The 23,690-nt window shown below is 55.9% G+C and carries 20 protein-coding genes and 6 tRNA genes; 2 read left to right on the top strand and 24 right to left on the bottom strand.

Annotated elements, in window-relative coordinates; genetic code table 11:
* From ABMA60_RS11265 to ABMA60_RS11325, 13 genes are all read right to left on the bottom strand, one after another.
* Nucleotides 1–77 (bottom strand) — tRNA-Asp (locus ABMA60_RS11265).
* 208 nt (nucleotides 78–285) lie between these two features.
* A tRNA-Asp gene (locus ABMA60_RS11270) sits at nucleotides 286–362 on the bottom strand.
* A gap of 6 nt (nucleotides 363–368) precedes the next feature.
* Nucleotides 369–444 (bottom strand) — tRNA-Val (locus ABMA60_RS11275).
* 358 nt (nucleotides 445–802) lie between these two features.
* Entirely contained in the window at nucleotides 803–2,080 is a 1,278-nt protein-coding gene (locus ABMA60_RS11280) for a TRAP transporter large permease (RefSeq protein ID WP_392802955.1), read from the bottom strand.
* Nucleotides 2,073–2,558: a TRAP transporter small permease gene (locus ABMA60_RS11285; RefSeq protein WP_392802957.1), complete on the bottom strand. Its 486-nt coding sequence runs from the start codon at nucleotides 2,556–2,558 to the stop codon at nucleotides 2,073–2,075. Before ABMA60_RS11285 ends, ABMA60_RS11280 begins: the two co-directional genes overlap by 8 nt.
* Nucleotides 2,555–3,559: a TRAP transporter substrate-binding protein DctP gene (gene dctP / locus ABMA60_RS11290; RefSeq protein ID WP_392802959.1), complete on the bottom strand. Its 1,005-nt coding sequence runs from the start codon at nucleotides 3,557–3,559 to the stop codon at nucleotides 2,555–2,557. Before dctP ends, ABMA60_RS11285 begins: the two co-directional genes overlap by 4 nt.
* A 12-nt stretch (nucleotides 3,560–3,571) precedes the next feature.
* The gene (locus ABMA60_RS11295; RefSeq protein ID WP_392802962.1) at nucleotides 3,572–4,417 is read right to left on the bottom strand and encodes a TRAP transporter TatT component family protein; all 846 of its coding nucleotides are present in this window, start codon (nucleotides 4,415–4,417) and stop codon (nucleotides 3,572–3,574) included.
* A 75-nt stretch (nucleotides 4,418–4,492) separates the two neighbouring features.
* On the bottom strand, nucleotides 4,493–4,987 hold the full coding sequence (locus tag ABMA60_RS11300; protein WP_392802965.1) for a hypothetical protein: 495 nt from the start codon (nucleotides 4,985–4,987) through the stop codon (nucleotides 4,493–4,495).
* Nucleotides 4,987–5,685: a flagellar motor protein MotB gene (locus ABMA60_RS11305; protein WP_392802968.1), complete on the bottom strand. Its 699-nt coding sequence runs from the start codon at nucleotides 5,683–5,685 to the stop codon at nucleotides 4,987–4,989. The genes ABMA60_RS11300 and ABMA60_RS11305 overlap by 1 nt, the downstream gene beginning before the upstream one ends.
* Nucleotides 5,682–6,926, bottom strand: coding sequence for a hypothetical protein (locus ABMA60_RS11310; RefSeq protein WP_392802970.1), 1,245 nt, complete (start codon nucleotides 6,924–6,926; stop codon nucleotides 5,682–5,684). The genes ABMA60_RS11305 and ABMA60_RS11310 overlap by 4 nt, the downstream gene beginning before the upstream one ends.
* A 121-nt stretch (nucleotides 6,927–7,047) precedes the next feature.
* Entirely contained in the window at nucleotides 7,048–8,214 is a 1,167-nt protein-coding gene (locus tag ABMA60_RS11315; protein WP_392802972.1) for a sodium ion-translocating decarboxylase subunit beta, read from the bottom strand.
* Nucleotides 8,215–8,221: 7 nt separating this feature from the next.
* Nucleotides 8,222–10,015, bottom strand: coding sequence for a sodium-extruding oxaloacetate decarboxylase subunit alpha (gene oadA, locus ABMA60_RS11320; protein WP_392802975.1), 1,794 nt, complete (start codon nucleotides 10,013–10,015; stop codon nucleotides 8,222–8,224).
* Nucleotides 10,016–10,057: 42 nt separating this feature from the next.
* A complete protein-coding gene (locus ABMA60_RS11325; RefSeq protein ID WP_392802978.1) occupies nucleotides 10,058–10,285 on the bottom strand; it encodes an OadG family protein in 228 nt (75 codons plus the stop codon).
* Between the two features lie 324 nt (nucleotides 10,286–10,609).
* Between ABMA60_RS11325 and ABMA60_RS11330 the strand changes: the two genes are divergently transcribed.
* Nucleotides 10,610–11,560, top strand: a complete 951-nt coding sequence (locus ABMA60_RS11330) for a tRNA dihydrouridine synthase (protein WP_392802980.1) — start codon at nucleotides 10,610–10,612, stop codon at nucleotides 11,558–11,560.
* A 22-nt stretch (nucleotides 11,561–11,582) separates the two neighbouring features.
* On the opposite strand, the gene ABMA60_RS11335 is transcribed toward ABMA60_RS11330, so the two are convergent.
* From ABMA60_RS11335 to ABMA60_RS11385, 11 genes are all read right to left on the bottom strand, one after another.
* Entirely contained in the window at nucleotides 11,583–12,497 is a 915-nt protein-coding gene (locus ABMA60_RS11335) for an SDR family oxidoreductase (protein WP_392802982.1), read from the bottom strand.
* Between the two features lie 165 nt (nucleotides 12,498–12,662).
* Nucleotides 12,663–13,589 (bottom strand): AraC family transcriptional regulator, encoded by a 927-nt coding sequence (locus tag ABMA60_RS11340; protein WP_392802985.1) that lies wholly within the window; start codon nucleotides 13,587–13,589, stop codon nucleotides 12,663–12,665.
* A gap of 139 nt (nucleotides 13,590–13,728) precedes the next feature.
* Nucleotides 13,729–13,805, bottom strand: a tRNA-Arg gene (locus ABMA60_RS11345).
* Between the two features lie 77 nt (nucleotides 13,806–13,882).
* A tRNA-Arg gene (locus ABMA60_RS11350) sits at nucleotides 13,883–13,959 on the bottom strand.
* Nucleotides 13,960–14,041: 82 nt separating this feature from the next.
* A tRNA-Ser gene (locus ABMA60_RS11355) sits at nucleotides 14,042–14,131 on the bottom strand.
* A 113-nt stretch (nucleotides 14,132–14,244) separates the two neighbouring features.
* The gene (csrA, locus tag ABMA60_RS11360) at nucleotides 14,245–14,439 is read right to left on the bottom strand and encodes a carbon storage regulator CsrA (RefSeq protein ID WP_108165838.1); all 195 of its coding nucleotides are present in this window, start codon (nucleotides 14,437–14,439) and stop codon (nucleotides 14,245–14,247) included.
* Between the two features lie 200 nt (nucleotides 14,440–14,639).
* Nucleotides 14,640–15,872, bottom strand: coding sequence for an aspartate kinase (locus tag ABMA60_RS11365; protein ID WP_392802989.1), 1,233 nt, complete (start codon nucleotides 15,870–15,872; stop codon nucleotides 14,640–14,642).
* A gap of 48 nt (nucleotides 15,873–15,920) precedes the next feature.
* Nucleotides 15,921–18,524, bottom strand: coding sequence for an alanine--tRNA ligase (gene alaS / locus ABMA60_RS11370; protein ID WP_392802991.1), 2,604 nt, complete (start codon nucleotides 18,522–18,524; stop codon nucleotides 15,921–15,923).
* Nucleotides 18,525–18,705: 181 nt separating this feature from the next.
* Nucleotides 18,706–19,212 carry a regulatory protein RecX gene (locus ABMA60_RS11375; protein WP_392802994.1) on the bottom strand — a complete coding sequence of 169 codons (507 nt, stop codon included), beginning with the start codon at nucleotides 19,210–19,212 and terminating at the stop codon, nucleotides 18,706–18,708.
* Between the two features lie 21 nt (nucleotides 19,213–19,233).
* Nucleotides 19,234–20,292, bottom strand: a complete 1,059-nt coding sequence (recA, locus tag ABMA60_RS11380) for a recombinase RecA (RefSeq protein ID WP_392802997.1) — start codon at nucleotides 20,290–20,292, stop codon at nucleotides 19,234–19,236.
* A 100-nt stretch (nucleotides 20,293–20,392) separates the two neighbouring features.
* Complete coding sequence (locus ABMA60_RS11385; protein WP_392803001.1) at nucleotides 20,393–20,887, bottom strand: CinA family protein; 495 nt, start codon at nucleotides 20,885–20,887, stop codon at nucleotides 20,393–20,395.
* A 60-nt stretch (nucleotides 20,888–20,947) separates the two neighbouring features.
* Here ABMA60_RS11385 and mutS point away from each other — a divergent pair, with 60 nt between their 5' ends.
* Nucleotides 20,948–23,569 carry a DNA mismatch repair protein MutS gene (gene mutS, locus ABMA60_RS11390; RefSeq protein WP_392803004.1) on the top strand — a complete coding sequence of 874 codons (2,622 nt, stop codon included), beginning with the start codon at nucleotides 20,948–20,950 and terminating at the stop codon, nucleotides 23,567–23,569.
* Nucleotides 23,570–23,690 lie beyond the last annotated feature (121 nt).

The following is a 23,690-nucleotide window of genomic DNA, read 5'->3' on the forward strand; positions in this document are numbered from 1 at the left end:
TGGCGGAACGGACGAGACTCGAACTCGCGACCTCCGGCGTGACAGGCCGGCATTCTAACCAACTGAACTACCGCTCCACTATCAGCTAAGCGCTGCACTCTGTTTGGCGGGTATCAGCTCCCGTCTTCGACTTGACCATAGGTCCAGAGAAGATTGATGCACCATTAAGCTGGAAAGCTCGGGTGCCTTCACCTAAAGGTGAAGAAATGGCGGAACGGACGAGAGTCGACTGGGCTGGCATTCCAGCTCGCGACCCAGGCCTATGCCTCCAGGTCTTACAAAAAATGGCGGAACGGACGAGACTCGAACTCGCGACCTCCGGCGTGACAGGCCGGCATTCTAACCAACTGAACTACCGCTCCGCGTTATGGTGGGTGTGAACGGGATCGAACCGCTGACCCTCGCCTTGTAAGGGCGATGCTCTCCCAGCTGAGCTACACACCCATAACGCTAAAATTTTAAGCCTTCCGGCTGACTGCGTTGCCAGAGCCGCCTAAGCGCTTCGCGCCCCAGCTGCACCCTACGGGCATAAAAGCTACACACCCATAACGCTGTTAAATTTATAGCCTTCCGGCTTTGCGTTATCAGAGCCGCCTAAGCACTTCGTGCCCCAGCTGCACCCTACGGGCATAAAAGCTACACACCCATAACGCTAAAATTTTAAGCCTTCCGGCTGGTCACTTTCGAGCGACTTAGGCGACTTAACACCGTCTCAGCTCCCCCGAAAGTGCTGCGCATTTTAGCGATTTTCTCAATGGAGTCAAACGTTTAGCGTAACTTTTTAGAGATTACCCAGTCACGCTCAACGCACCAGCCAAAGCACCATGCCTTCCCAATAGGTGATCAGCAGAACGACAGCCATCAGCACCAGCATCATTGGCAGTGTCGCTAAATAAAGCTCAGTAATGGAGCGCTTAAACCGGTAACTGGCAATAAATAGATTCATGCCGACCGGTGGCGTGAAGTAGCCAATCTGCATGTTGGCAACAAAGATAATCCCCAGATGGATCGGGTCGATGCCATATTGCAGTGCCACCGGCAGGATCAGCGGTACGATAATGATCAAGGCGGCAAAGATATCCAGAACGGCGCCAAGCACCAACAAAGCTATGTTGAGGAATAATAAGAACGCCCAGCGGCTGTCGATATGAGTACTGACCCAGGCAAAGACATGATCCGGTATCCGCAAATCGATCATCAGGTTGGTAAAGGCCAAGGCCACGCCCAGAATCAACAGAATGCCGCCAACAACCTTCATCGCCTCAGTTGCAATACTGCCCAGGCGGCGAACCGGCACTTCGCGATACACCAGAACTTCAATAACCAGCACATAAAGCGCTGTTATGGCAGCAATGTCAGATACCACCAGCCAGCCGCTGAACAGACCGCCGATCACAATCACCGGAATGCCCAATTCCCACTTGGCCTCCCAAAGCGCGGCACCCAGTTCACGCGCATTAAAAGGTACCAACGGAACCGATTGATGGCGTTGCTGCCACAGACCCAGGCCCCAGAGCGCCACAATCATTAATAAAGCAGGAATAAGACCAGCCAGAAACAGGTCCTGAATGGCGACGCCGCTAACGTCCATCTGCTGGGCGACGATGCCATACAGAATCAGCGGAATGGCCGGCGGCAGCAATAACCCCAAACTGCCAGAGGTGGTGACCAGGCCGAGAGCGAAGCGCTCACTGTAACCGGCCTGCGTCAGCGCCGGCACCAGCAACGCACCGAGGGCTACGATGGTGACGCCAGAACCACCGGTCAGCATGGTGAAAAAGGCACAGGCCAGCAGCGCGATCAAAATGCTGCCACCGGGCAGCCAGCCCAAAGCCGCGTTGGACACCCGTACCAGCCGATCGGCGGTGCGACTTTCGCTCAGCAAATAACCGGCAAAGGCAAACAACGGCAGCGCCATTAGAAGGGTATTTTCGGTCAACCGATAGAGTTCGATCGGCAACACCATCAGATCGATACCAGCGGCCCAGAAACCCCAGGCGGCCGCGGCAAGAATCACCACAAACAAGGGCGCGCCCAGCACCGCAAAGACCGCGATAACGGCCGACATCAAGCTAGACATTGCGAACCTCCGGGCGACCCGTCACGACCTGGCCGGCAAAACGCAGTGCCATCAAACCAAAGGCAATCGGCATGATCAGCTCGAACGGCCAGGCCGGCAGTTCAGCAAAGGTGGTGGTATCGAAGCGATATTCATCGATCACAAAGCGCGTCGACTGCCAGGCCATAATGCCGGTCAGCAGCGCAGCAAAACCGGTAGCCAAGCGCTCAATAATGGCCGCCCAAAGACCACTGACATAATGACGCAAAGCATCGATAGCGATGTGTTCACCACGGCGGGTGGCGACCAGAGCGCCGAGCAAGGCCAGCCACAGCACCAACAGACGGTTGGCCGGGTCGATCCAGAACCAGGAGGTGCCCAACAGGTTGCGCAAGCCGATTTGCAAAACGGCAAAGCCGATCATGACAAAGAGTGTCGTTGCCAACAGCAGGGTTTCAACCCGGGCCAAGCCAGCATCCAAGCGCCACAGCCATTTCATGATTCGCTGCGCACCTGCATCAATAAGGCTTCAATACGATCATAAATCTGCTGGGAAAACTGACCTTCTTCAATAAGGCGCTGCGTCGCGCGTGTTGATTCGCGCTCCAATGCCTGGCGGTCTTCCGGCTGTGGCTGCAACACTTCAATCCCCAGTTGCTGCAGCGCATCAAGAGCGCGGTAATTATCTTCACGCGTCTGGGTGTCGATCACCTGACTGGCGGTTGTAAATTCATCATGAATAATGGCCAGGTCAGCTTCGGAAACACCGCGCAAGGCGCGCTCATGCAGGGCCAGAACGCCGTAGGTATACATGAAAGGGGCATCGGTCAGATAATCGAGCCGGCTGTACCATTGCAAGGTAATCGCACCAACTGGAGGCGCCACGATGGCGTCAATCGCCCCGGTCTGCAAACCAGTCAACACATCGCCAATATTGAGCACGATAGGATTAATATCGAACGCCCGCGCAACCTGTTCCGACAGCGGATCGTTCGCCGGCAGCCAGAGTTTTTGCTGTTCCAGATCGGCCAGCGACAGAATCGGTTTCTGGCTCATGCCATAGGCAAAACCAGCCTCGATCAAACCGAATGTCAGCCAGCCATTATCGGCCAAACCCTCGGTGATAATGGGGTCCACTTCGCGGCGTACTGCATCCACTTCGTCATAATTGCGAAATAACAAAGGCGCATTTAATACTTGCGCATCGCGATAGGCGTTGGCCAGAGCACCGCTTTGCACCAAAGCGCCGTGGAGCTGACCGATACGGATCTTACGCTGAACCGCCTGGTCGTCACCCATGACACCGCCAGGGTAAAAGCGCACCGATACCCGACCCTCGGTTCGGCTCTCAATCGCCTGGCCAGCACGGCGCAGTTCATTGAGCACAGCGTTGCCGTCGGGATATTGGGTGGAAATTTTCAAGGTAGTGGCGGCGCTGGCCATAGCCGTCAGCGACACCAGGGCGAGCGTGATCAGACTGCGCAATAAAGCTGTTGTCATCAATTAGATCCTTTAAAAATAATCGTCAGCACTGGCCAGCAAACGAGCGGCCTCTTGCTGCGCATAAATGTTCTGCAGAGTCAGTCCTTCAACATAGGGATCACTGCTTAATACCTCCTGAAGCAAACGGTCGTGCAGTTCCCGGTCAAACAACAAGCGTGCGTACTGAGACGCGTAATAGACCTGAATGATGAGGTTATCGCCGTCAGCTGCAGCCAGCGCACGTTCAAAATAATCCTGAGCGACTTCCGGCTTACCACCCAGACTCGGCGGCAGAATCGAATTCATAACGCCCAGATACAGCAGCGCCGTGCCTTTCTCGTACTCCGGCTCAATACTCACTGCCTGCTCTAAAACAGACTGCGCCTGACCGAGTTCAGCAACCGCCAGCCAGTCATCACTGTGGGCCTGGATATAGCCCGCCCAGGTGGTACCCACTGTATACAGATACGGCAGGTCGTCCGCGTCATCCCACTGAGTCAGAATGGAGGCCAGCTCGTCCGGCGGTACATCGCGCAGACCACAGGCATCTTTGTCATAAGTACAGAAAGCATCGAAGGCGTAATTCAGCGCCTTGGCGGTCATGTTCTGACGGCGCTCAACCGCTTCGACCTCGACAAAGACACCGGCGTAGGCGCCATTCAAGGTGGCTGCCGTGCGCTTCATCTCTTCGCTTTTAGGATAGGTTTCCACCAGCGCATCAATCATCAGCAGATAGCTGGGCAAGCCGTCTTGCACGGTTTGCAGATCGTCGCTGTCGAGGATGGCGCTGGACAGATTGTCGGGTATTTGTCGGGCTGCGCAGCCGGTGAGCAACACAACCAGAACAGATACAACCAAGAGGCGAAGGCGAGACATGCGGTTCCTCATCAAAAATGGGGGCGGCAGTATAACCGAACCCGATTGAATATCCGTGACAGAGCAAACAGGGTTTCAATCCAGGGCTTTAACCAATTCACGATCACGCTTGATCGGATAAGGCGGATACTCCTGCCAAAATTGCGGCAGTGCAAAATCTGCCAACACCCGGGCATTGTAACCTTCCTTGCGCGCCTTCTGGGCGTCGTAACCCTGGTAACCCAGTAACTGCAGACAAGCCGGACAAACGGACAATAGCGGACTCAAAGACTGCATACTGGTGGCAATGGTCACTTCATGATCCGCCTGCAACGACTCGCAGTGTGACAGGTGATAACAGCCCTGCCCCACCAGCACCACCCGACTGTTTTTATAGCACAGGGTATGATCGAGCAACCGTCCCACCTGCTGACGAGGCAAGGTCAGACCCTGTCGCTCCAACAGCGAACGCTCTTCGCCGGTCAGGTGAATATTAGGATCGAACAGCTCGAAATAACCAAGCTGGTCGGTACCCATCGCCGCTCGTAATTGGTTGAACGGTTCGAACTCCAGAAAGTCCTGCAATTCCATTACAGCTGGCTCTCAAGAATGGAAGCGATACGGCTTTCCGCATCGGTCCGTACCCGAAATTCGACGCGCCGGGAACGGTCAGAATCTTCATTGCCATCGGCATTGAGCACCGGTTTCGAGGACGACAAACCGTTCGCCGTCATATGTTGTTTCAGCCAAGTGCGTTCGCTTTCCACCGCATCCAGATTCAACACGTAGTCGAGCGCTGAACGGGTACGCGCCTGACTCAGTCCCATATTCAGAATATAGGCGGCGTCTTCGCTTTGTCCGGCCCAACCGCTGGAGGTGTGTCCTTCGATGCGCACTTCGGCAATGTCGTGACGGTATTTTTCCGAGGTAATAATGCGCAGATAACGCGGGAAAAATTCACTCAAAATATCTTCAAATTCCGGCCGTAAATTGCTTTCGCCCTGAGCGAAGGTCAGCTCTTCGCGATTAAAACGAATGCTCAGGTCGGGATCGATTTCCGCGCCCCAACGATCAAGATCCGGGGCGAATTCATTGACCAGATCCTGGTACAACTGGGTGCGCAAGCGATCGTACAAAATCGCCACATCGCGCACCTTGTTGCGTTCAATTTCGGCATTGACCATAAAGACGATGGCGACCAGCAGAAAGACCATCATCAAGCCGGCCATCAAGTCACTGACCGAGACCCAATGTTCTTCCTGTTCGATGTGTTCCTGATCGCTGTTCATTTGGACGCTTCCGCAACCTTGATCAGGTCATGCAGACGATCGGTCAGCGGCGTGTAGTCGTTAACGAATTTCTCCGACAAAGCGGTCAGCTGATAACCAAAGGATTTCAGTGCCTTGTTCAGTTCAGCTTCCATGGCTTCATCCAGCTTTTTGATCTGAACGTCATTGCGCTCCAGCAATTCATTTAACTGCTTGCCCAGACGGGTTTGAGCCGTGGTGGTGCCATTGACCAGCGCTTCGTTCACCTTCTCGCTGGTATCGCGAATGCCGCCGGCGGCATCTTCCAACAGTTGACGCATCTGGGCGCCCTGGCCTTCCACCACATCTCTCAAGCTGTCGGTCAATTGCAGAATGCGGTTTTCCAATTGCGGCAAGCCCTGATGAGCATCGGCCACCAAAGACGAGAATGTCGACAGATAATCGCGCAGGTTTTCACTCTGAGTGCGCAGTGCCGACAGCAGGGTTTCCATATCTTCAGCGACACTGGTGAAAGACTGCGTCTGCTTGATCAACCGCTCGAACGCTTCGGCACCGGCACGCGCGCTTTCGGCACTGATCTTATTGCTCTCAACCAGCTCGTTAATCTGCTCACGATTCTGCTGCTGCCATTCCGCCATGCGACCCACAGCTTCGTTCAGACGGCGGAAGTTTTCGCCATATTGTTCTTCAATGCGGGTGTTGAATTCGCGCATCACATGGCCAATGGCTTCCTGCAGCGCGGTCTTGTTGGCTTCGGTCATATCCGCCTGATAGTTACGGATGACATCGACCATTTCCTGCTGACGCGCCAATTGTGCCTGATGCTGATCTTTAAGCATGACGGTCAGCGCTTCATCTTCCTCACCACTGAGGTGGTTGGAAATACGCTCCAGATGCCAGGCCAGGTCGTCCATCGTCGCCGTCTGCTTGGCTTCACGATGCGCGCGCACTCTCATGCTGGAAATGGCGTAACGAAACTTGATCGTCAAAGCGCCTGCCAGACCGGCAATCGACGTCCAGAAGGCAGTTTTCAGACCGTTCAGCAGATCGGGCACACTGGCCTGAATATCGCTGGTATCAAAGCTGGCCAGACCCAGCGCCACCCCGATAAAGGTACCGAAGATGCCGATGGAGGTGAGGATGCTGGGAGTGTAGTTGGCCGTATGAGCTGAATAGACCGGGCCGTGGAAATACAGCAATAAGCCCAGAATCGCCACCATAAAGAACCAGGTCAGGGCCGAAAACGACGCCAGAATTTCCATGAACCATCCTTAAAGAGGAAAAATCAAAACGGCAGTATGCCATGGCCGGGCGGGCGACCAAATAGCTCACCAGAACGAAAAACGCCGCCCGAAGGCGGCGTTGATTCGACAGCGACCGGTTTCAGCCCAAATAGGCCAGCAACACACCGGCAGCCACGGCTGAACCAATCACGCCGGCCACGTTCGGGCCCATGGCGTGCATCAGCAGGAAATTCTGGTTGTTCGCTTCCAGGCCCACCTTGTTGGACACCCGCGCGGCCATTGGCACGGCAGAAACACCGGCTGAACCAATCAGCGGGTTGATCGGTGTTTTGCTGAAGGCGTTCATCAGCTTGGCCATCAGCAGGCCAGCCATGGTGCCGACACAGAAAGCTGCCAGACCGAGCAACAGAATACCCAGTGTCTCAACGTTCAAGAACGCCTCGGCACTGAGTTTGGAGCCGACCGCCAGACCGAGAAAGATAGTCACGGTATTCATCAACGCATTCTGGGCCGTGTCGCTCAGGCGTTCGACCACACCACTTTCACGCATCAGATTACCGAAACAGAACATGCCTAACAGCGGCGTCGCCGACGGCAGAAACAACGCCACCAGGACCAACACCAACAACGGGAAGATGATCTTCTCGCGCTTAGACACCACGCGCAGCTGCGTCATGGTGATGGCGCGTTCTTTCTTGGTGGTGAGCAGACGCATGATCGGCGGCTGGATCAAAGGCACCAGCGCCATATAGCTGTAAGCCGCTACGGCAATGGCACCGAGCAGTTCCGGCGCCAACCGACTGGCGATAAAGATGGACGTTGGTCCGTCAGCACCACCGATGATGCCAATGGCGGCGGCGTCGGTGAGCGAGAAATCCATCCAGCCCATCGAGCTCATCCAGACCGCGCCGATGATGGTACCGAAAATACCAAACTGCGCAGCCGCACCCAGGAACAAGGTTTTGGGATTCGCCAGCATCGGCCCGAAATCGGTCATGGCGCCGACGCCCATAAAGATCAGCAGCGGGAAAACCCCACTTTCGATACCAACGTGGTAGACGTAATACAGCAGCCCGCCCGCCGCCAACATGTGTCCTTCGGCGTCATAGACCGGCGCTGCGTACATGCCGGCTTCGGGAATATTAACCAGGATGGCGCCGAAGCCGATGGGCAACAGCAGCAAGGGTTCAAAGCCCTTGCGGATCGCCAGAAAGATCAGCAGCAGCCCGACCAAAATCATCGACAACTGGCCGATGGTCAGGTTCGCGAAACCCGACTGACTCAACAACAGATTCAGTTTATCCATGCCATCCTCACAGCGTCAGCAGGGTGTCGCCGACGGAGACTGAGTCGCCCGCCTTGACCGAAACAGCACTAACAGTGCCCGCCTGCGGAGCGCTGACTTCGGTCTCCATCTTCATCGCCTCGAGGATCATCACGACCTCACCTTCTTCAACGCTGTCGCCCGGCTGCACCAACACCTTGAAGATGTTGCCAGCCAGTGGCGCCGGAATATCCAGTCCGCTGGCCGCTGGCGCTGCAGATGCCGAGACTTCACCACCTTCACTGATGCGCGTTTTATAGGCTTTGCCGTTGATGCTGACACTGACATCGCCGCTGGCATCAACCTCGGCAACATAGGACTTGCCATTCACTTCAACGGTGTAGGTGCCGCTGTCACCGCCGGCTTTCGCTGGCGCAGCGCTGGCTTCGCTCGGCACCGGCTCAAACGCATCCGGGTTGCCGCGATTTTCCAGGAATTTCAAACCGATCTGCGGGAACAAGGCATAGGTCAGTACATCGTCGACGGCCGCATCTGCCAGTTGAAAGCCTTTGTCTTTGGCGATACCGGCGAGCTCATCACTGAGTCGATCCATCTCAGCCTCGATCAGATCCGCCGGGCGGCAAGTAATGGCTTCGGCGCCATCGAGCACCTTGCCTTGCAAGTCACTGTTGAACGGCGCCGGAGCCGCTCCATACTCACCTTTGAGAATGGCCTGGGTTTCTTTGGAGATCGATTTGTAACGTTCGCCGGTCAGCACATTGAGCACCGCCTGGGTACCAACAATCTGAGAGGTCGGCGTAACCAGCGGGATAAAACCGAGGTCTTCACGCACGCGCGGAATTTCTTCGAGCACCTGATCGAATTTGTCGCCGGCGCCCTGCTCTTTCAGTTGGCTTTCCATATTGGTCAGCATGCCGCCAGGCACCTGAGCTACCAGAATGCGGGAATCGACACCACGCAGCTGGCCTTCGAAAGCGGCGTATTTTTTACGCACGCTGCGGAAATAGGCGGCGATTTCTTCAAGTTTATGCAGATCGAAGCCCGGATCACGGTCGGTGCCCTGCAACATGGCGACAATCGACTCGGTCGGCGAATGGCCGTAGGTCATCGACATGGACGAAATAGCGGTATCGACCCGATCAATGCCGGCTTCGATGGCTTTCATAATGGTCATTGACGACAGACCCGCCGTAGCGTGGCAATGCAGCGCAATCGGAATATCCAGGGTGGCCTTCAAACGACTGACCAGTTCGTAAGCATCGTAAGGTGTCAGAATGCCGGCCATGTCTTTAATCGCCAGCGAATCGGCGCCCATATCGGCTACCTGTTGCGCCAGTTCCACCCAGGCATCGGTGTTATGCACCGGGCTCGTGGTGTAGGAAATGGTGCCCTGAGCGTGAGCGCCGTTTTTCTTCACCGCCGCCATGGCGCGCTGCAGGTTACGCGGGTCGTTCATGGCATCGAAGACGCGAAAAACATCCACGCCATTGGTGACCGCGCGTTCCACAAAGCGATCGACCACGTCGTCTGCGTAGTGGCGATAACCCAACAAATTCTGGCCACGCAGCAACATCTGCTGGCGGGTATTGGGCATCGCCTTCTTCAATTCACGAATGCGCTCCCAGGGATCTTCTCCCAGGTAACGGATGCAGGCGTCGAAGGTGGCGCCGCCCCAGGATTCGACCGACCAGTAACCGATTTGATCCAGCTTTTCACAGATCGGCAGCATGTCGTCGAGACGCAGGCGGGTCGCGAACAGCGACTGATGAGCGTCGCGCAATACGACGTCAGTCAGTTGAATTGGATTTTTATGAGTCGTCATGGTGCTCGCCCTTAGGGTGGAATTCGTAATGCTTTGTTAGCATCAGCGGCCGTGTACCGCCTTGACTGCGGCAGCAACTGCCGCGACCTCAGACAGGTCGTCGCGGCCGTTACGACCAGCGCGTTTAGGTTCAGGTTCGGGGGTTCCAGGCGCCAGCATGATCAGTCGTGACATAACCAGGGTGCCGATCACCAGGACGGTGAGGAAGACGAAGACGGTGCCCATGCCCAGCAGCATCAGCTCAAGTCCGTTCATCATCAGATTCGTCATTGCACAGGTCCTTGCTCTACCGGCAGACGCACTCGGTCCGACCGATTGGAGATGGCCGGGACCCTGGCGGCCGGGCTGTTGGGTTTCAAACGGGCACTCAAACGGCCCTTCATTGTACTTATTTGTTATCCGCGACCAGTGGGCGGACAATCCCAAGCGCGCTAAAGGTTACCCCAAGAATGAGAACACAAGCAACCGAGACCGGTTCGGCAACTTTCACAACAATTCATTGCAAGATCTTGAATTGACAGCGCTTTTTCTCTTGATCCAGTCCAGCGTTCGACTAGACTTTCGGCGCATTGCAAACCACCGATTCAAACTCCCATGCGCTTGATTCTCGCTCCTATGGAAGGCCTCGCCGACCACTTTCTACGCCGCCTGATTACCGCCCAAGGCGGCTTCGACTGGGTGGTATCGGAATTTGTGCGCGTGGTGGATCGGCCTTTGCCGGACAGCGTCTTTCATCGCGTCTGCCCGGAACTGCTGAATAACGGGCAAACCGCCAGTGGCACGCCGGTGCGCGTGCAATTGCTGGGCAATCATCTGGACGCCATGGCCGCGAACGCGCAAAAGGCGATTGAACTGGGTTCTTTCGGCATCGATTTGAATTTCGGCTGCCCCAGCAAGACGGTCAATCGCAGCCAGGGTGGCGCCATCTTGCTGCGTGAGCCGGAAACGCTCCATCGAGTGGTTCAAGCGGTCCGCCAGGCATTGCCCGCCGAGGTAGTGGTTTCCGCCAAGATGCGCCTGGGTTATGACGATGCCAGCCTGATGGTTGAAAACGCCCAGGCCATTGAAAGCGCAGGCGCGACCGAACTGACGGTCCACGCCCGCACCAAAGCTCAGGGCTATGCACCGCCGGCGCATTGGGATCAGTTAGCGAAGCTGGCTGAACACATTCGACTGCCACTGATTGCCAATGGCGATATCTGGACACCCGAGGACTATCGACGCTGTGTCAGCATCGTCGGCACCGGGGATGTGATGCTCGGCCGAGGCGCCATCCGCAATCCGGATCTGGCGGCACGCATTCGCAACACCGCCGCAACCGACAAAACCAGTTGGTCGCACCTAGCACCGTTAATCACACAATTTTGGGGCGAGGTTAGACAAGTGATGCCAGAACGTTACTGCGCCGGTCGATTGAAGCAGTGGCTGAACCATTTACGACAGGTTCATCCGGAAGCGGAACAGCTGTGGCAGGGCGTGCGAGGCGAAAGGGATTTGGAACGTCTGGATCAGCGCTTGCAACCACTGACCCAGACGACGCCTTAATCGTTAATCAACGCCAAACGGGTTAGTCAAAGTGCACCCCAGTGAGCGCCTCCGACTGGGCCCACAACTGTGCCGATACCGCCTGATCCAACGCCTGTTTCGGCAATGTGTCTTCTTTGGGGTAACCGCGGGTGCCGCCGAGTCGGTCCGGTCCATAGTAGTGCCCGCCTTTGGCCGTCGGTTCAGTGGCGGCGTAGAGACTGGGTAATGCACCCTGCCAAGCAGGCTGAAACAGAAACGGCAAATAACGGCGTATCCGCGCTTGCACGCTGCTCGCACCAGAGCCATTGGGCAACAAGTCAGTGCGTGAAACACCCGGATGGGCGGCAAGGCTGCTGATCCCCCAGCCTGCAGCTTCACTGCGGCGATTGAGTTCCAGCGCAAACATCAGACACGCCAGTTTCGACTGACTGTAACTCACCATAGGCACATAACGGCGCTGTGCCTGCAGGTCGCTCAGATCAATTGCACCGGAACGGGCTGCAACGCTGCTCAGTGAAACCACCCGAGGTCTATCACCCGCTTTGAGCAGCGGTAACAAATGGGCCGTCAGCGCAAAATGGCCCAGATAATTCGTACCCAATTGCAATTCAAAGCCGTCTGCAGTCTCGCGCCGCTTAGGCGGATTCATGATGCCGGCATTGTTGATCAGAATATCCAGCCGTTGCTGGTGCTGCGCCAACTCGGTCGCGAAGGCTTTGATTGAAGCCAGATTCGCCAGGTCCAGCTGACCGAAGTCTAGGCGCGCCGAGGGCACAGCTTGCTTGATGGTCTTGACGGCAGCAGCCCCTTTAGCCGGATCACGGCCGGCAATGACGACACTGGCTCCCGCCCGCGCCATCGCCAGTGCTGTTTCAAAGCCAATTCCGCCGGTTCCAGTAATAACGGCGAGGCGGCCTGCCAGGTTGGGAATGTTGTCTTGAGTCCAGTGTGCCATCTGAAATTCCTGCAATGAATGACGACAGATGCCGGCCTTGATAGTGGCCAGCGGGTTCATCACTAAAGTGCGCTTTTAGATGTCCATCCGCTTGCAGCATTTCTTATAAAATTTGCTCATTTCTCCAAATAATACGGGTCTGCACTGAGTGGCGTCATTTCAGTCTCAGTTGGCAGCCATAGCCAGGCCGTTATAGACCCCTGTCAACTGAGCGCGCAGTGTCGTGATATCGCGTTTTGGGGCTGCGCCGAATTCACGGCTGTAATCGCGGCTGAATTGAGCCAGGCTTTCGTAGCCGACCTGGTAAGCCGCATCCGTTACCCGGATTGCACCAGAGACCATCAGCCGCCTGGCTTCGAGCAAACGCAATTTCTTTTGATACTGGATCGGCGACAGTGAGGTGATCGCTTTGAAATGTTGATAAAAAGAAGAGGCGCTCATCTGTACCGACTTGGCAATTTCGTCAACGCGCAGCGGTTCGGTATAGCGCTGACGCAACAACTGGATCGCCTTAGCAATGCGATGCATCTGCGATTCGGGCTCGGCCAGCTTACACAATTCAATCCCATAAGGGCTGCGCAACAGCCAGTAGTGAATTTCACGCATCATGGCCGGCGCGAGAATTGGAACCGCCTGGGGATCTTGCGACAGCCGTATCAGTCGCAGCAGACAGTCGGCCAGTTGATCATCGATATCAAGGACATACACAGCCGTTGCTTCAGCCGAACTGGGAACGGGCGGACGGTCCATCTGGGAGATCAACTCACTCAGCTTGGAAAAATCCAATTCCAGCGTAATCCCCACGAATGGGCCAGCTTTCGAAGCCTCAACAATTCGCCCGCAAGCGGGCATGTCCATACTGACAACTAAAGCCTGCATTTGACCGTAGGACAAACATTGGTCTGCCAGCAAGATCTGTTTTTCTCCGGTTAATACCACGCACAGTGACGGACGATAGAGGCTGTGATTGGCCTCCACCTGCGCAAAAGATCGAATAATGTCCAATCCTGCAACAGCGGTATGGAAACAACCGGAATCGGCTGGCTGCTGATCAAGAATGTCGTTCACAGCCATCATCAGAGACGTCGACATAAGCCCCCTGGATTTGTTGAGTCAGAGCGTTGGCGAAGTAGGTACAGCAGCCTAATAGACAGGCCATAACCAGCTTGATTAAAGACGCAACAAGAGGGCAAAACCAGTGCCAAAAGGAGGGATATTACAAGAAGGGAAATGGCGCGCCCGGCACGATTCGAACGTGCGACCGCCTGGTTCGTAGCCAGGTACTCTATCCAGCTGAGCTACGGGCGCGAATTGCTTCATCTTTAGGCTCTATTGAAGCGAGAGCGTTATCAACTTCACCAACACGGCTAAGTTGACCTGAAAAATGGCGCGCCCGGCACGATTCGAACGTGCGACCGCCTGGTTCGTAGCCAGGTACTCTATCCAGCTGAGCTACGGGCGCTTAACGCGATGACCGGTCAGCGACCGATCATCGATTTTGCTGCGACAGGCTGCTGTCAATCAACCAGCACTGCAAGAGCAAATGGCGGAGAGAGAGGGATTCGAACCCTCGATGAGATTTCTCCCATACGCCCTTAGCAGGGGCGCGCCTTCAGCCACTCGGCCATCTCTCCGAACAACGGCGCGCATCTTACCATGTTATTTCCAAAATGAAAGGAAAAAACTCAATAAAATTAAGCGATTAGCTCATCTTATCGGGCAAGTGACGCTAGCCTTAAAAATGAGCTTAAACCTCTTCGTCACCTTCAGGCTGACCCATTTCCCGCTGAATGCGCTGATAAATTTCCTCGCGGTGTACAGCAACATCCTTGGGCGCGTTTACGCCAATACGGACCTGATTCCCTTTGACGCCAAGTACGGTGACAGTTACTTCGTCACCCACCATCAGGGTTTCACCCACGCGGCGAGTCAAAATAAGCATCGAAATTCTCCTAAGTTATCTGGAACTACTTATTATCCAGCTCCTACCAGGTCCGCCATCAGCCGTTAGTCGTGACTTCAAGCATCCCCATAGAAAGACCACTTACACCTAACAATGGCCGACTCAACTGCTGTCAGGCCACAGCGTTGTTCGGGGCAGCGAACAACGCTGTTTCTTACCTAATAATATGCTGGGAAACCTTAGCGGCTTTCCGCGGGCTCATCCAGTTCGAATGCTGAATGGAGGGCACGTACCGCCAATTCAAGGTATTTTTCCGCGATCACCACCGATACCTTGATCTCCGAGGTCGAAATCATCTGAATATTGATGTTTTCGGCCGCCAGTGTATCGAACATCTTAGAGGCCACGCCGGCGTGTGAGCGCATGCCGACACCGACAATAGACACCTTGCCAATCGCCGAATCACCCCGTACTTCCCGCGCACCCAGGTCGTTGGCAACTTCGCTCAATACCTGCTGGACGCGTTCGTAATCGTTGCGATGGACGGTAAAGGTGAAGTCGGTACTGTTATCGGCCGCGACGTTCTGGACGATCATGTCCACTTCGATATTGGCAGCGCTGACCGGGCCCAGAATACGGCTGGCAACGCCCGGAATATCGGGCACACCGAGGACCGTCAGCTTGGCTTCGTCCCGGTTGAAGGCAATACCTGAAATGACGGGCTGTTCCATCTTGCTCTCTTCCTCCAGCGTAATCAGGGTACCGGGGCCATCCTCAAAGCTGGACAGCACCCGCAACGGCACATTGTATTTGCCCGCAAATTCGACCGAGCGAATCTGCAACACTTTCGAACCCAGACTGGCCATTTCCAGCATTTCTTCGAAGGTGATTTGTTCCAGGCGACGAGCGCGATCAACCACGCGCGGATCGGTGGTGTAAACACCATCGACATCGGTATAGATGCGGCATTCGTCGGCCTTCAACGCAGCTGCCAGCGCAACGGCTGTGGTGTCAGAACCGCCTCGGCCCAGCGTCGTGGTATTACCCAATTCATCGACACCCTGAAAACCTGCGACCACCAGAACGCGGCCGGCTTTGAGGTCTTTTTGCATGGCATCGACATCGATATGACGAATGCGCGCCTTGGTGTGAGCGCTGTCAGTGAGAATGCGGACCTGATCGCCAGTATAGGAACGCGCCGCACAACCACGCTTATGCAAAGCCATCGTCAACAAGGCGATGGTGACCTGCTCCCCGGTCGACAGCAGCACATCCATCTCGCGTGGATTGGGTTGCTCAGTAATGCCTTTGGCTAAATCGACCAAGCGATTGGTTTCGCCACTCATGGCAGACACCACGACGACAATATCGTCACCGGCATCGCGAGCGGCTTTTACCTTATCGGCGACATGTTCGATGCGCTCAACCGAACCGACTGATGTGCCGCCGTACTTATGAACGTATAACGCCATCCGTTTCGTTCCCGACTGCAGGATGCTGATTGAGGCTAAGCACGTTGCTCAGCCCAGTTGTTGTTCGACCCAGGCTGGCACCGATGCCAATGCATCGGCGAGTTTTTCCGGCTCACTGCCGCCGGCCATGGCCATATCCGGCTTACCACCGCCTTTACCACCCACCTGACTGGCGACCTGATTAACCAGGTCACCGGCTTTGAGACGATCAATGCTGTCTTTGGTTACCCCGGCCGCCAACTGCACCTTGCCGTCGTTAACCGCTGCCAACACGATGGCCGCCGTCTGCAATTTGTCTTTTAACTGATCCAGGGTGGCGCGCAGAGTCTTGGCATCGGCGCCTTCAAGTACCGCGGCCAACACCTTGATGCCACCGATTTCCACAGCGCTGGCGGCCAGATCGGTACCAGCATTGGAGGCAAGTTTGGTTTTCAGTTGCTCAACCGAGCGCTCCAGTTCACGCACCCGCTGCTGCGCCTGTGTTGCCCGGTCAACAACCTGGTCAGTACCGGTTTTAAAAACAGCGGCAACCTGGTCCAAGCGATCTTCCTGCAGATGAACCTCAGCCAAGGCATAAGGTCCGGCTACTGCTTCAATACGGCGAACACCCGAGGCAATACCGGTTTCAGATACCAGACGCACCAGACCAATATCCCCAGTGCGACGAACGTGAGTGCCGCCACAAAGTTCAATCGAATAGTTATTGATACCCATGGTCAAAACACGAACTTCGTCGTCGTATTTTTCACCGAACAGCGCCATAGCGCCTTTTGCCTTGGCTTGCTCGATCGGCATCAGCTCGGTGCTCACTTCGGTATTGGCGAACACCTGCTCGTTGACGCGTTGTTCGATCAGACGCAATTCTTTGGGCGTTACCGCTTCGAGATGCGAGAAGTCAAAACGCAGTTTGTCATAGGTAACCAGCGAACCACGCTGCTGAACGTGATCGCCAAGAACTTCACGCAAAGCCGCATGCAAAAGGTGAGTCGCACTGTGGTGACGCATGGTGTTTTCACGTTCGGCGCGGGCAACCGTTGCCTGGAGGGTGTCACCCAGTTTTACCGTGCCCGATTGCACGCGTACCTGATGCAAGTGATGGCCCTGCAACTTGGTGCAATCATCGACCACCACCTCAACGTCCTGAGCGCTGAGCTGACCATGATCGCCGATCTGGCCGCCGGACTCCGCATAAAAAGGCGTGCGGTCCAGAATGATCACACCATCATCGCCAGCGTTCAGTTGATCAACCGACTCACCGCTTTGCAGTAATTTGATAACCCGACCTTCGCCAACCAGGCTGTCATAACCGAGGAAGTCGGTGGCACCTGCCAATTGCAGATCGAGATCTTTGTCCATGCGAAATTTGCTGGCCGAACGCGCGCGCTGACGCTGAGCTTCCATCTGCTCTTCGAAACCCGCCATGTCGATTTCAAGATCGCGCTCACGAGCGACGTCGGCGGTCAAATCGGCCGGGAAGCCATAGGTATCGTAGAGACGGAAGACCAACTCGCCAGGCAGTGTCTTACCACTTAACTCGGCAATACCGGCCTCTAAAACCTCCATACCGTTGTCCAGGGTACGAGCAAACTGTTCTTCTTCGAGCAGAATCACTTTCTGCAGATGCTCTTTCATACTGAGCAATTGCGGATAGGCTTCACCCATCTGCTGTCCCAGCGCATCGATCAGCTTATAAAAGAAAGGCTCGTTCTGACCCAGCTTGTAACCGTGGCGAATAGCGCGACGCATAATACGGCGCAGTACGTAGCCACGACCTTCATTCGAAGGCACAACGCCATCGATGATCAGGAAAGCCGTCGAACGGATGTGGTCGGCAATAACACGCAGCGAACGGTTTTCGACATCGTCGCAACCGGTCGCCGCCATAACGGCACGAATCAGATTCTGGAACAGATCAATTTCATAGTTGGAATGCACCTGCTGCAGCACAGCAGCAAGACGCTCCAGTCCCATGCCGGTATCAATAGACGGACGCGGCAATGGCGTACGAGTGCCATCAGCGGCCTGATCGAATTGCATAAACACCAGGTTCCAGATTTCGATATAGCGATCGAGATCATCATCCGGGCTGCCCGGAGGACCACCGGGAACTTCCGGACCGTGGTCATAGAAAATTTCTGAGGACGGACCACAAGGACCGGTGTCGCCCATGGACCAGAAATTGTCTTTCTCGCCCAGCCGGGAAAGTCGATCCGCCGGCACACCGATTTCGTTAATCCAGATATCCGCAGCTTCGTCATCATCATGATAGACAGTGACCCACAGACGCTCTTTCGGCAGGCCCAATTCCTGGGTCAGAAAGGTCCAGGCGAAACGGATGGCATCGCGTTTAAAATAATCACCAAAACTGAAGTTGCCGAGCATTTCAAAGAAGGTGTGATGGCGAGCGGTATAGCCAACGTTTTCTAAATCGTTGTGCTTACCACCGGCGCGCACGCAGCGCTGAGAGGTAACAGCACGGTTATAGGAGCGTTTGTCCTGGCCCAGAAAGACGTCCTTAAAGGGCACCATACCGGCGTTGGTAAACAACAAGGTCGGATCATTGCCCGGTACCAGAGAGCCGCTTTCAACTTCGGTATGGCCCTGACTGACGAAATAATCGAGGAAACGTCGGCGTATTTCAGAAGTCTTCATTATCTAGCTTGCGTCCTTTACCGCACCGGTCGCGCGCCCTGAATGTTGGACCGCACCTTGGAAAAGAGTGACAAAACAACTGGCTGTGTGGCGAAAATACAGTCGTTTCAAAGGGCGCTAATGTTACACAGAAGGTTCTGCGGACACCAGTAGACAAGGGGTTTTGAGGCGATAAAAGGGGTTAATCGATGAACTCGAAATCATCATCGGAGCGCGTTGCACGCAGTTGAGACAGGACGGCACGGACGCATTCGCCGTCAAACCCGCGATAAGCCAGGAAACGCGCCAGGCGGGCCTGGACCTTGGGCTCGGACGGATCATCACGGCCCAGCTTACGAGTCGCTGCATCCAACGCCAATTCATACCAATCAACTTCAGCCTCGGCCAGTTGCGCTTCCATCGCCTCGGCAATGCCTTTCTGGCGGGCTTCGTGACGCATGCGGATGGGGCCACGATTACGCTCCAACTGACTGCGGAAGAAAGCTTCGGCAAAGCGCTGGTCATCTTGCAGCCCCTGCTCTGCGAGACGATCCAGCGCTTCAGTCACACTGTCGGTCTGATCAGGAAAACGCTGTTCCAGCTTGCGCGCGAGCTCTGCCCGGCTGTGTTCGCGGCGAGCCAGAATATTTAAAGCGGTATTCCAGGGGGTATCGGCCATAGCGGTAATAGCGGCGGGCGGCTTGATCAAGCGCCCGCCGCTAGGATCAGATCAAGCTTCGATTTGGGGTTTGTCTGCGTCTTCGGTTTTATCGGCCGCTTCAGCCTCTTCCGGAGCCTTGCTGGTAACCAGATAGGCTTCACGGATTTTAGCTTCAATGGCCTGCGCCACTTCCGGATTATCTTCCAGATACTTGGCGGCATTCGCCTTGCCCTGGCCGATTTTATCGCCCTGATAGCTGTACCAGGCACCGGATTTTTCTACCACGCCCAGCTTAACGCCCAGATCGATCACCTCGCCCATATGGTAGATACCCTTACCATAGTGGATCTGGAACTCGGCCTGTTTGAACGGCGGTGCTACCTTGTTTTTAACCACCTTGACCCGGGTTTCGGAACCGACCACTTCGTCGCCTTCTTTGATGGTACCGGTGCGGCGAATGTCGAGACGAACCGAGGAATAGAACTTCAGCGCGTTACCACCGGTGGTGGTTTCCGGGCTGCCAAACATCACGCCGATCTTCATACGAATCTGGTTAATAAAGATCACCAGGCAGTTGGCGGTCTTGATATTGCCGGTGATCTTACGCAGCGCCTGAGACATTAAGCGCGCCTGCAGGCCAACGTGCATATCGCCCATTTCACCTTCGATTTCAGCCTTGGGTACCAGGGCGGCAACGGAGTCGATGACGATAACGTCGACGGCATTGGAACGCACCAGCATGTCGGCGATTTCCAGTGCCTGCTCACCGGTATCGGGCTGGGACACCAGCAGGTCATCCACATTAACGCCCAGCTTGTTGGCGTAGGACGGGTCGAGCGCATGCTCGGCATCGACAAAGGCGCAGGTGCCGCCGGCTTTCTGAGCTTCAGCAACAACTTGCAATGTCAAAGTCGTTTTACCCGAGGCTTCTGGCCCATAGATCTCCACGACCCGGCCTTTTGGCAAACCGCCAATGCCCAGGGCGATATCCAGCCCCAGGGAGCCTGTGGAAATCGCCGGCACCGATACGTGCTTTTGGTCGCCCATGCGCATTACCGAACCCTTGCCGAACTGACGCTCGATCTGGCTTAAGGCTGCGGATAAGGCTTTCTCTTTATTGGTGTCCATGGTGTTCCCCCTGAGGCTGTCGACGGGTGTCAGACTCGCCAACACCTTTTACTGTATGAATGAACAGTATTCTGGCACAGGTCAGCCTGCACCGACAAGTTCAAATTGTATTGGCTAAGCGCTCCAGCAAACCCGACAGGGCTGCTTGAACGGTTTGCTCGCGTACGGCGGCTCGATCACCGCCAAATTGAAAACGTTCTGCCTGAGTCTGATCACCCAGTGCCCAGCCGATCCAGACCGTGCCAACGGGTTTTTCCACACTGCCACCCCCGGGCCCGGCAACGCCGGTCACAGCGACGGAATAATCAACCCCGGCCTGACGCCGGCCGGCTTCAGCCATGGCGCGCGCCACCTGTTCACTGACCGCGCCATGTTGCTCAATGCCTCGAGCGGGTACGCCCAACGCCTGCTTGAGTTCATTGGAATAGGTGACCCAACCGCCTTCATACCAGTCCGAGCTACCGGCCATATCGGTTAAGGCGGCGGCGATCATTCCGCCGGTACAACTTTCCACGGTAACCAGACGTGAACCAGACGCCAGCAGTCTTTGAGCTAATCGAACGATGTTCTGATCGTCGCTGACCATACGTTTCATCCTGACTCTGATTCGAATACCATGAGCGGCTCTTCACGGATCAACCAAGACCCTCACCGCATGTCGCAAACCACCAGTAAAAATCAACACACCCCCATGATGCAACAGTACCTGAAGATCAAAGGTCAGCATCCAGATGATCTGGTGTTTTACCGCATGGGTGACTTCTACGAACTGTTCTACGGCGACGCTAAAGAAGCCGCCCGCCTGCTCGATATCACCCTGACGCAACGCGGCCAAAGCGCTGGCGAGCCCATTCCCATGGCGGGTATTCCTTACCATTCCGCCGAAGGCTATATCGGCCGACTGGTGCGTCAAGGGCATACCGTTGCCATCGCTGAACAAATTGGCGATCCCGCCGCGGCTAAAGGTCCGGTCGAGCGCAAGGTGGTAAGGGTACTGACACCCGGCACTTTAAGCGATGAAGCTTTTTTGAACGACCGCCAGGAAAGCCTGCTGGTAGCGTTAATCGAACGCGACAATGGCTTCGGTCTGGCCGCTCTGGATATGGCCTCCGGCCGTTTCACCGTGCAACTGCTGAGCAGTCAGGAAGCGTTGATTGCCGAGCTGGAACGTCTGCGGCCGAGTGAGTTGCTGTTGCCCGAAGACGACCCGGCGCCGGAGTTGTCGACGCGCACTGCCATGCGTCATCAGCCAGTCTGGCTGTTCGATCTCGACTCTGCCCGTGAACGTCTGACCACCCAGTTAGGTACCCGCGATCTCAGCGGTTTCGGGGTGCAGGACATGCCGCTGGCGTTGCGCGCCGCCGGCTGCCTTTTGACCTATGCCAGCGATATGCAAAAGAGCACGCTGCCACACATTCGTGCCATCCTGCCCGAACGCCATGACGATTCGGTGATTCTCGATGCCGCTTCGCGCCGCAACCTGGAAATCGACCTCAACGTGCGCGGCGAGGAAGACAACACCCTGTTTCAACTGATGGACCACTGCGCCACCGCCATGGGCAGCCGTCAATTGCGTCGCTGGCTGGGCCGGCCGCTGCGCAACCGCGACGAACTGCGCCAGCGCCAGCACGCCATCAGTACCTTGCTCGACGATTTCCGTTTCGAAGGCCTCGCCGCCCTGCTCAAACCCATCGGCGACATCGAACGGGTGCTGTCGCGAGTCGCGCTCGGCTCAGCCAGACCGCGCGATCTGGTCCGGCTGCGCGAAGCCATGACGCAATTGCCGCTGCTGCAAAACGATCTGACACCACTCGATTCTCCGCGTTTAAAACAACTGGCCGATGCCTTGCACGAACAGCCTCATTGGCAGGATGTGCTCGGCCGGGCATTGATCGACAACCCGCCGGTGGTGATTCGCGAAGGCGGTGTTATTGCTGCAGGCTTCGATGAAGAACTGGACGAACTGCGCGGCATCGACAACAACGCCAGCGACTTTCTGCTGCAACTGGAAAAGCAGGAACGCGAGCGCACCGGCCTGCCGACACTCAAAGTCGGCTACAACCGGGTGCACGGCTACTACATTGAAATCAGCAAGGCCCAAGCGCGCGAAGCCCCGACGGATTACATCCGCCGCCAAACTTTGAAAAACGCCGAACGCTTTATCACCCCGGAACTGAAGCAATACGAAGATAAAGCCCTGAGTGCCAAAAGCCGGGCGTTGGCGCGGGAGAAATTTCTCTATGAAGCCCTGGTGCAGGAATTGGCCGACGATCTGGCTAACTTGCAGACCATGGCCAATGCGCTCGCTGAGCTGGATACCCTGGTTTGTCTGGCCAATTGCGCCGATCGTTTTAACTGGAACGCGCCGGAACTGACCGATGCCGCCGAGCTGCATATCAGCGAAGGCCGTCATCCCGTTGTCGAGGCGGTAACCGAAACGCCCTTTGTGCCCAATGATCTGACGCTGAACAGCGACATCAGCACCCTGGTCATTACTGGCCCGAACATGGGCGGTAAGAGTACCTTTATGCGCCAGGCCGCGGTTATAGCGCTGCTCGGCCATATTGGCAGCTTTGTGCCTGCAACGGCTGCAAAAATCGGCAATATCGATCGTATCTTCACCCGTATGGGCTCGTCGGATGACATCGCCGGCGGCCGTTCCACCTTTATGGTCGAGATGACCGAAACGGCCAATATTCTGCACAACGCCACACCCAATAGTCTGGTCATCATGGATGAGGTCGGCCGCGGCACCTCGACCTTCGACGGTCTGTCATTGGCCTGGGCCGCGGCGTCGGAACTGGCGGAAACCAAGCGGGCATTAACGCTGTTTGCGACCCATTATTTCGAGATGACCGCCCTGCCCGATCACTACGAAAACGCTCGCAACCTGCATCTGGATGCGACCGAACACGACGATCGCCTGGTGTTTTTGCACCGCGTCCAACCGGGACCCGCCAGCCAGAGTTTCGGTATTCAGGTAGCTCGTCTGGCGGGAGTGCCGGGCGCTGTTATCGATGCTGCGCGCAGCAAATTATCTGAACTTGAAGGTGGGCCGATCGTCACTTCGACACCCAGTCGCACCCGCAAAGCAGAGTCCAGCCAAGCCGCCGTTCGGGACACTCCCTTGCAAAACGACTTGTTTGCCAGCGCACCGCACCCTTTGCTGGAACGGCTGGAAAAACTCGACCTGAATGGCATGACACCGCTGCAAGCCCTGAACTGGTTGCATGAGCAACAGACCAAACTCAGGGACAACGGCCCAGCCTCCAAATAAGAACGATACTCAATACTTAGAGAAATTTGAGTTTTTATTCCCCCTGGCGATAAAAAACTGGTCTTTTCGTCTTAGTGGCGGCTTGAGAGGGCCCGGGGGGATCACTAGAATACGCACACCT

The sequence above is a fragment of the Saccharospirillum sp. HFRX-2 genome (genome assembly GCF_043196805.1).
Classification (GTDB): domain Bacteria; phylum Pseudomonadota; class Gammaproteobacteria; order Pseudomonadales; family Natronospirillaceae; genus Saccharospirillum.

What these genes read in the sequence shown, in the direction of transcription:
- ABMA60_RS11280 (WP_392802955.1), bottom strand. Translation starts at nt 2,080, where the DNA reads ATGTCTAGCTTGATGTCGGCCGTTATCGCGGTCTTTGCGGTGCTGGGC.
- ABMA60_RS11285 (WP_392802957.1), bottom strand. Translation starts at nt 2,558, where the DNA reads ATGAAATGGCTGTGGCGCTTGGATGCTGGCTTGGCCCGGGTTGAAACC.
- dctP (WP_392802959.1), bottom strand. Translation starts at nt 3,559, where the DNA reads ATGACAACAGCTTTATTGCGCAGTCTGATCACGCTCGCCCTGGTGTCG.
- ABMA60_RS11295 (WP_392802962.1), bottom strand. Translation starts at nt 4,417, where the DNA reads ATGTCTCGCCTTCGCCTCTTGGTTGTATCTGTTCTGGTTGTGTTGCTC.
- ABMA60_RS11300 (WP_392802965.1), bottom strand. Translation starts at nt 4,987, where the DNA reads ATGGAATTGCAGGACTTTCTGGAGTTCGAACCGTTCAACCAATTACGA.
- ABMA60_RS11305 (WP_392802968.1), bottom strand. Translation starts at nt 5,685, where the DNA reads ATGAACAGCGATCAGGAACACATCGAACAGGAAGAACATTGGGTCTCG.
- ABMA60_RS11310 (WP_392802970.1), bottom strand. Translation starts at nt 6,926, where the DNA reads ATGGAAATTCTGGCGTCGTTTTCGGCCCTGACCTGGTTCTTTATGGTG.
- ABMA60_RS11315 (WP_392802972.1), bottom strand. Translation starts at nt 8,214, where the DNA reads ATGGATAAACTGAATCTGTTGTTGAGTCAGTCGGGTTTCGCGAACCTG.
- oadA (WP_392802975.1), bottom strand. Translation starts at nt 10,015, where the DNA reads ATGACGACTCATAAAAATCCAATTCAACTGACTGACGTCGTATTGCGC.
- ABMA60_RS11325 (WP_392802978.1), bottom strand. Translation starts at nt 10,285, where the DNA reads ATGACGAATCTGATGATGAACGGACTTGAGCTGATGCTGCTGGGCATG.
- ABMA60_RS11330 (WP_392802980.1), top strand. Translation starts at nt 10,610, where the DNA reads ATGCGCTTGATTCTCGCTCCTATGGAAGGCCTCGCCGACCACTTTCTA.
- ABMA60_RS11335 (WP_392802982.1), bottom strand. Translation starts at nt 12,497, where the DNA reads ATGGCACACTGGACTCAAGACAACATTCCCAACCTGGCAGGCCGCCTC.
- ABMA60_RS11340 (WP_392802985.1), bottom strand. Translation starts at nt 13,589, where the DNA reads ATGTCGACGTCTCTGATGATGGCTGTGAACGACATTCTTGATCAGCAG.
- csrA (WP_108165838.1), bottom strand. Translation starts at nt 14,439, where the DNA reads ATGCTTATTTTGACTCGCCGCGTGGGTGAAACCCTGATGGTGGGTGAC.
- ABMA60_RS11365 (WP_392802989.1), bottom strand. Translation starts at nt 15,872, where the DNA reads ATGGCGTTATACGTTCATAAGTACGGCGGCACATCAGTCGGTTCGGTT.
- alaS (WP_392802991.1), bottom strand. Translation starts at nt 18,524, where the DNA reads ATGAAGACTTCTGAAATACGCCGACGTTTCCTCGATTATTTCGTCAGT.
- recA (WP_392802997.1), bottom strand. Translation starts at nt 20,292, where the DNA reads ATGGACACCAATAAAGAGAAAGCCTTATCCGCAGCCTTAAGCCAGATC.
- ABMA60_RS11385 (WP_392803001.1), bottom strand. Translation starts at nt 20,887, where the DNA reads ATGAAACGTATGGTCAGCGACGATCAGAACATCGTTCGATTAGCTCAA.
- mutS (WP_392803004.1), top strand. Translation starts at nt 20,948, where the DNA reads ATGTCGCAAACCACCAGTAAAAATCAACACACCCCCATGATGCAACAG.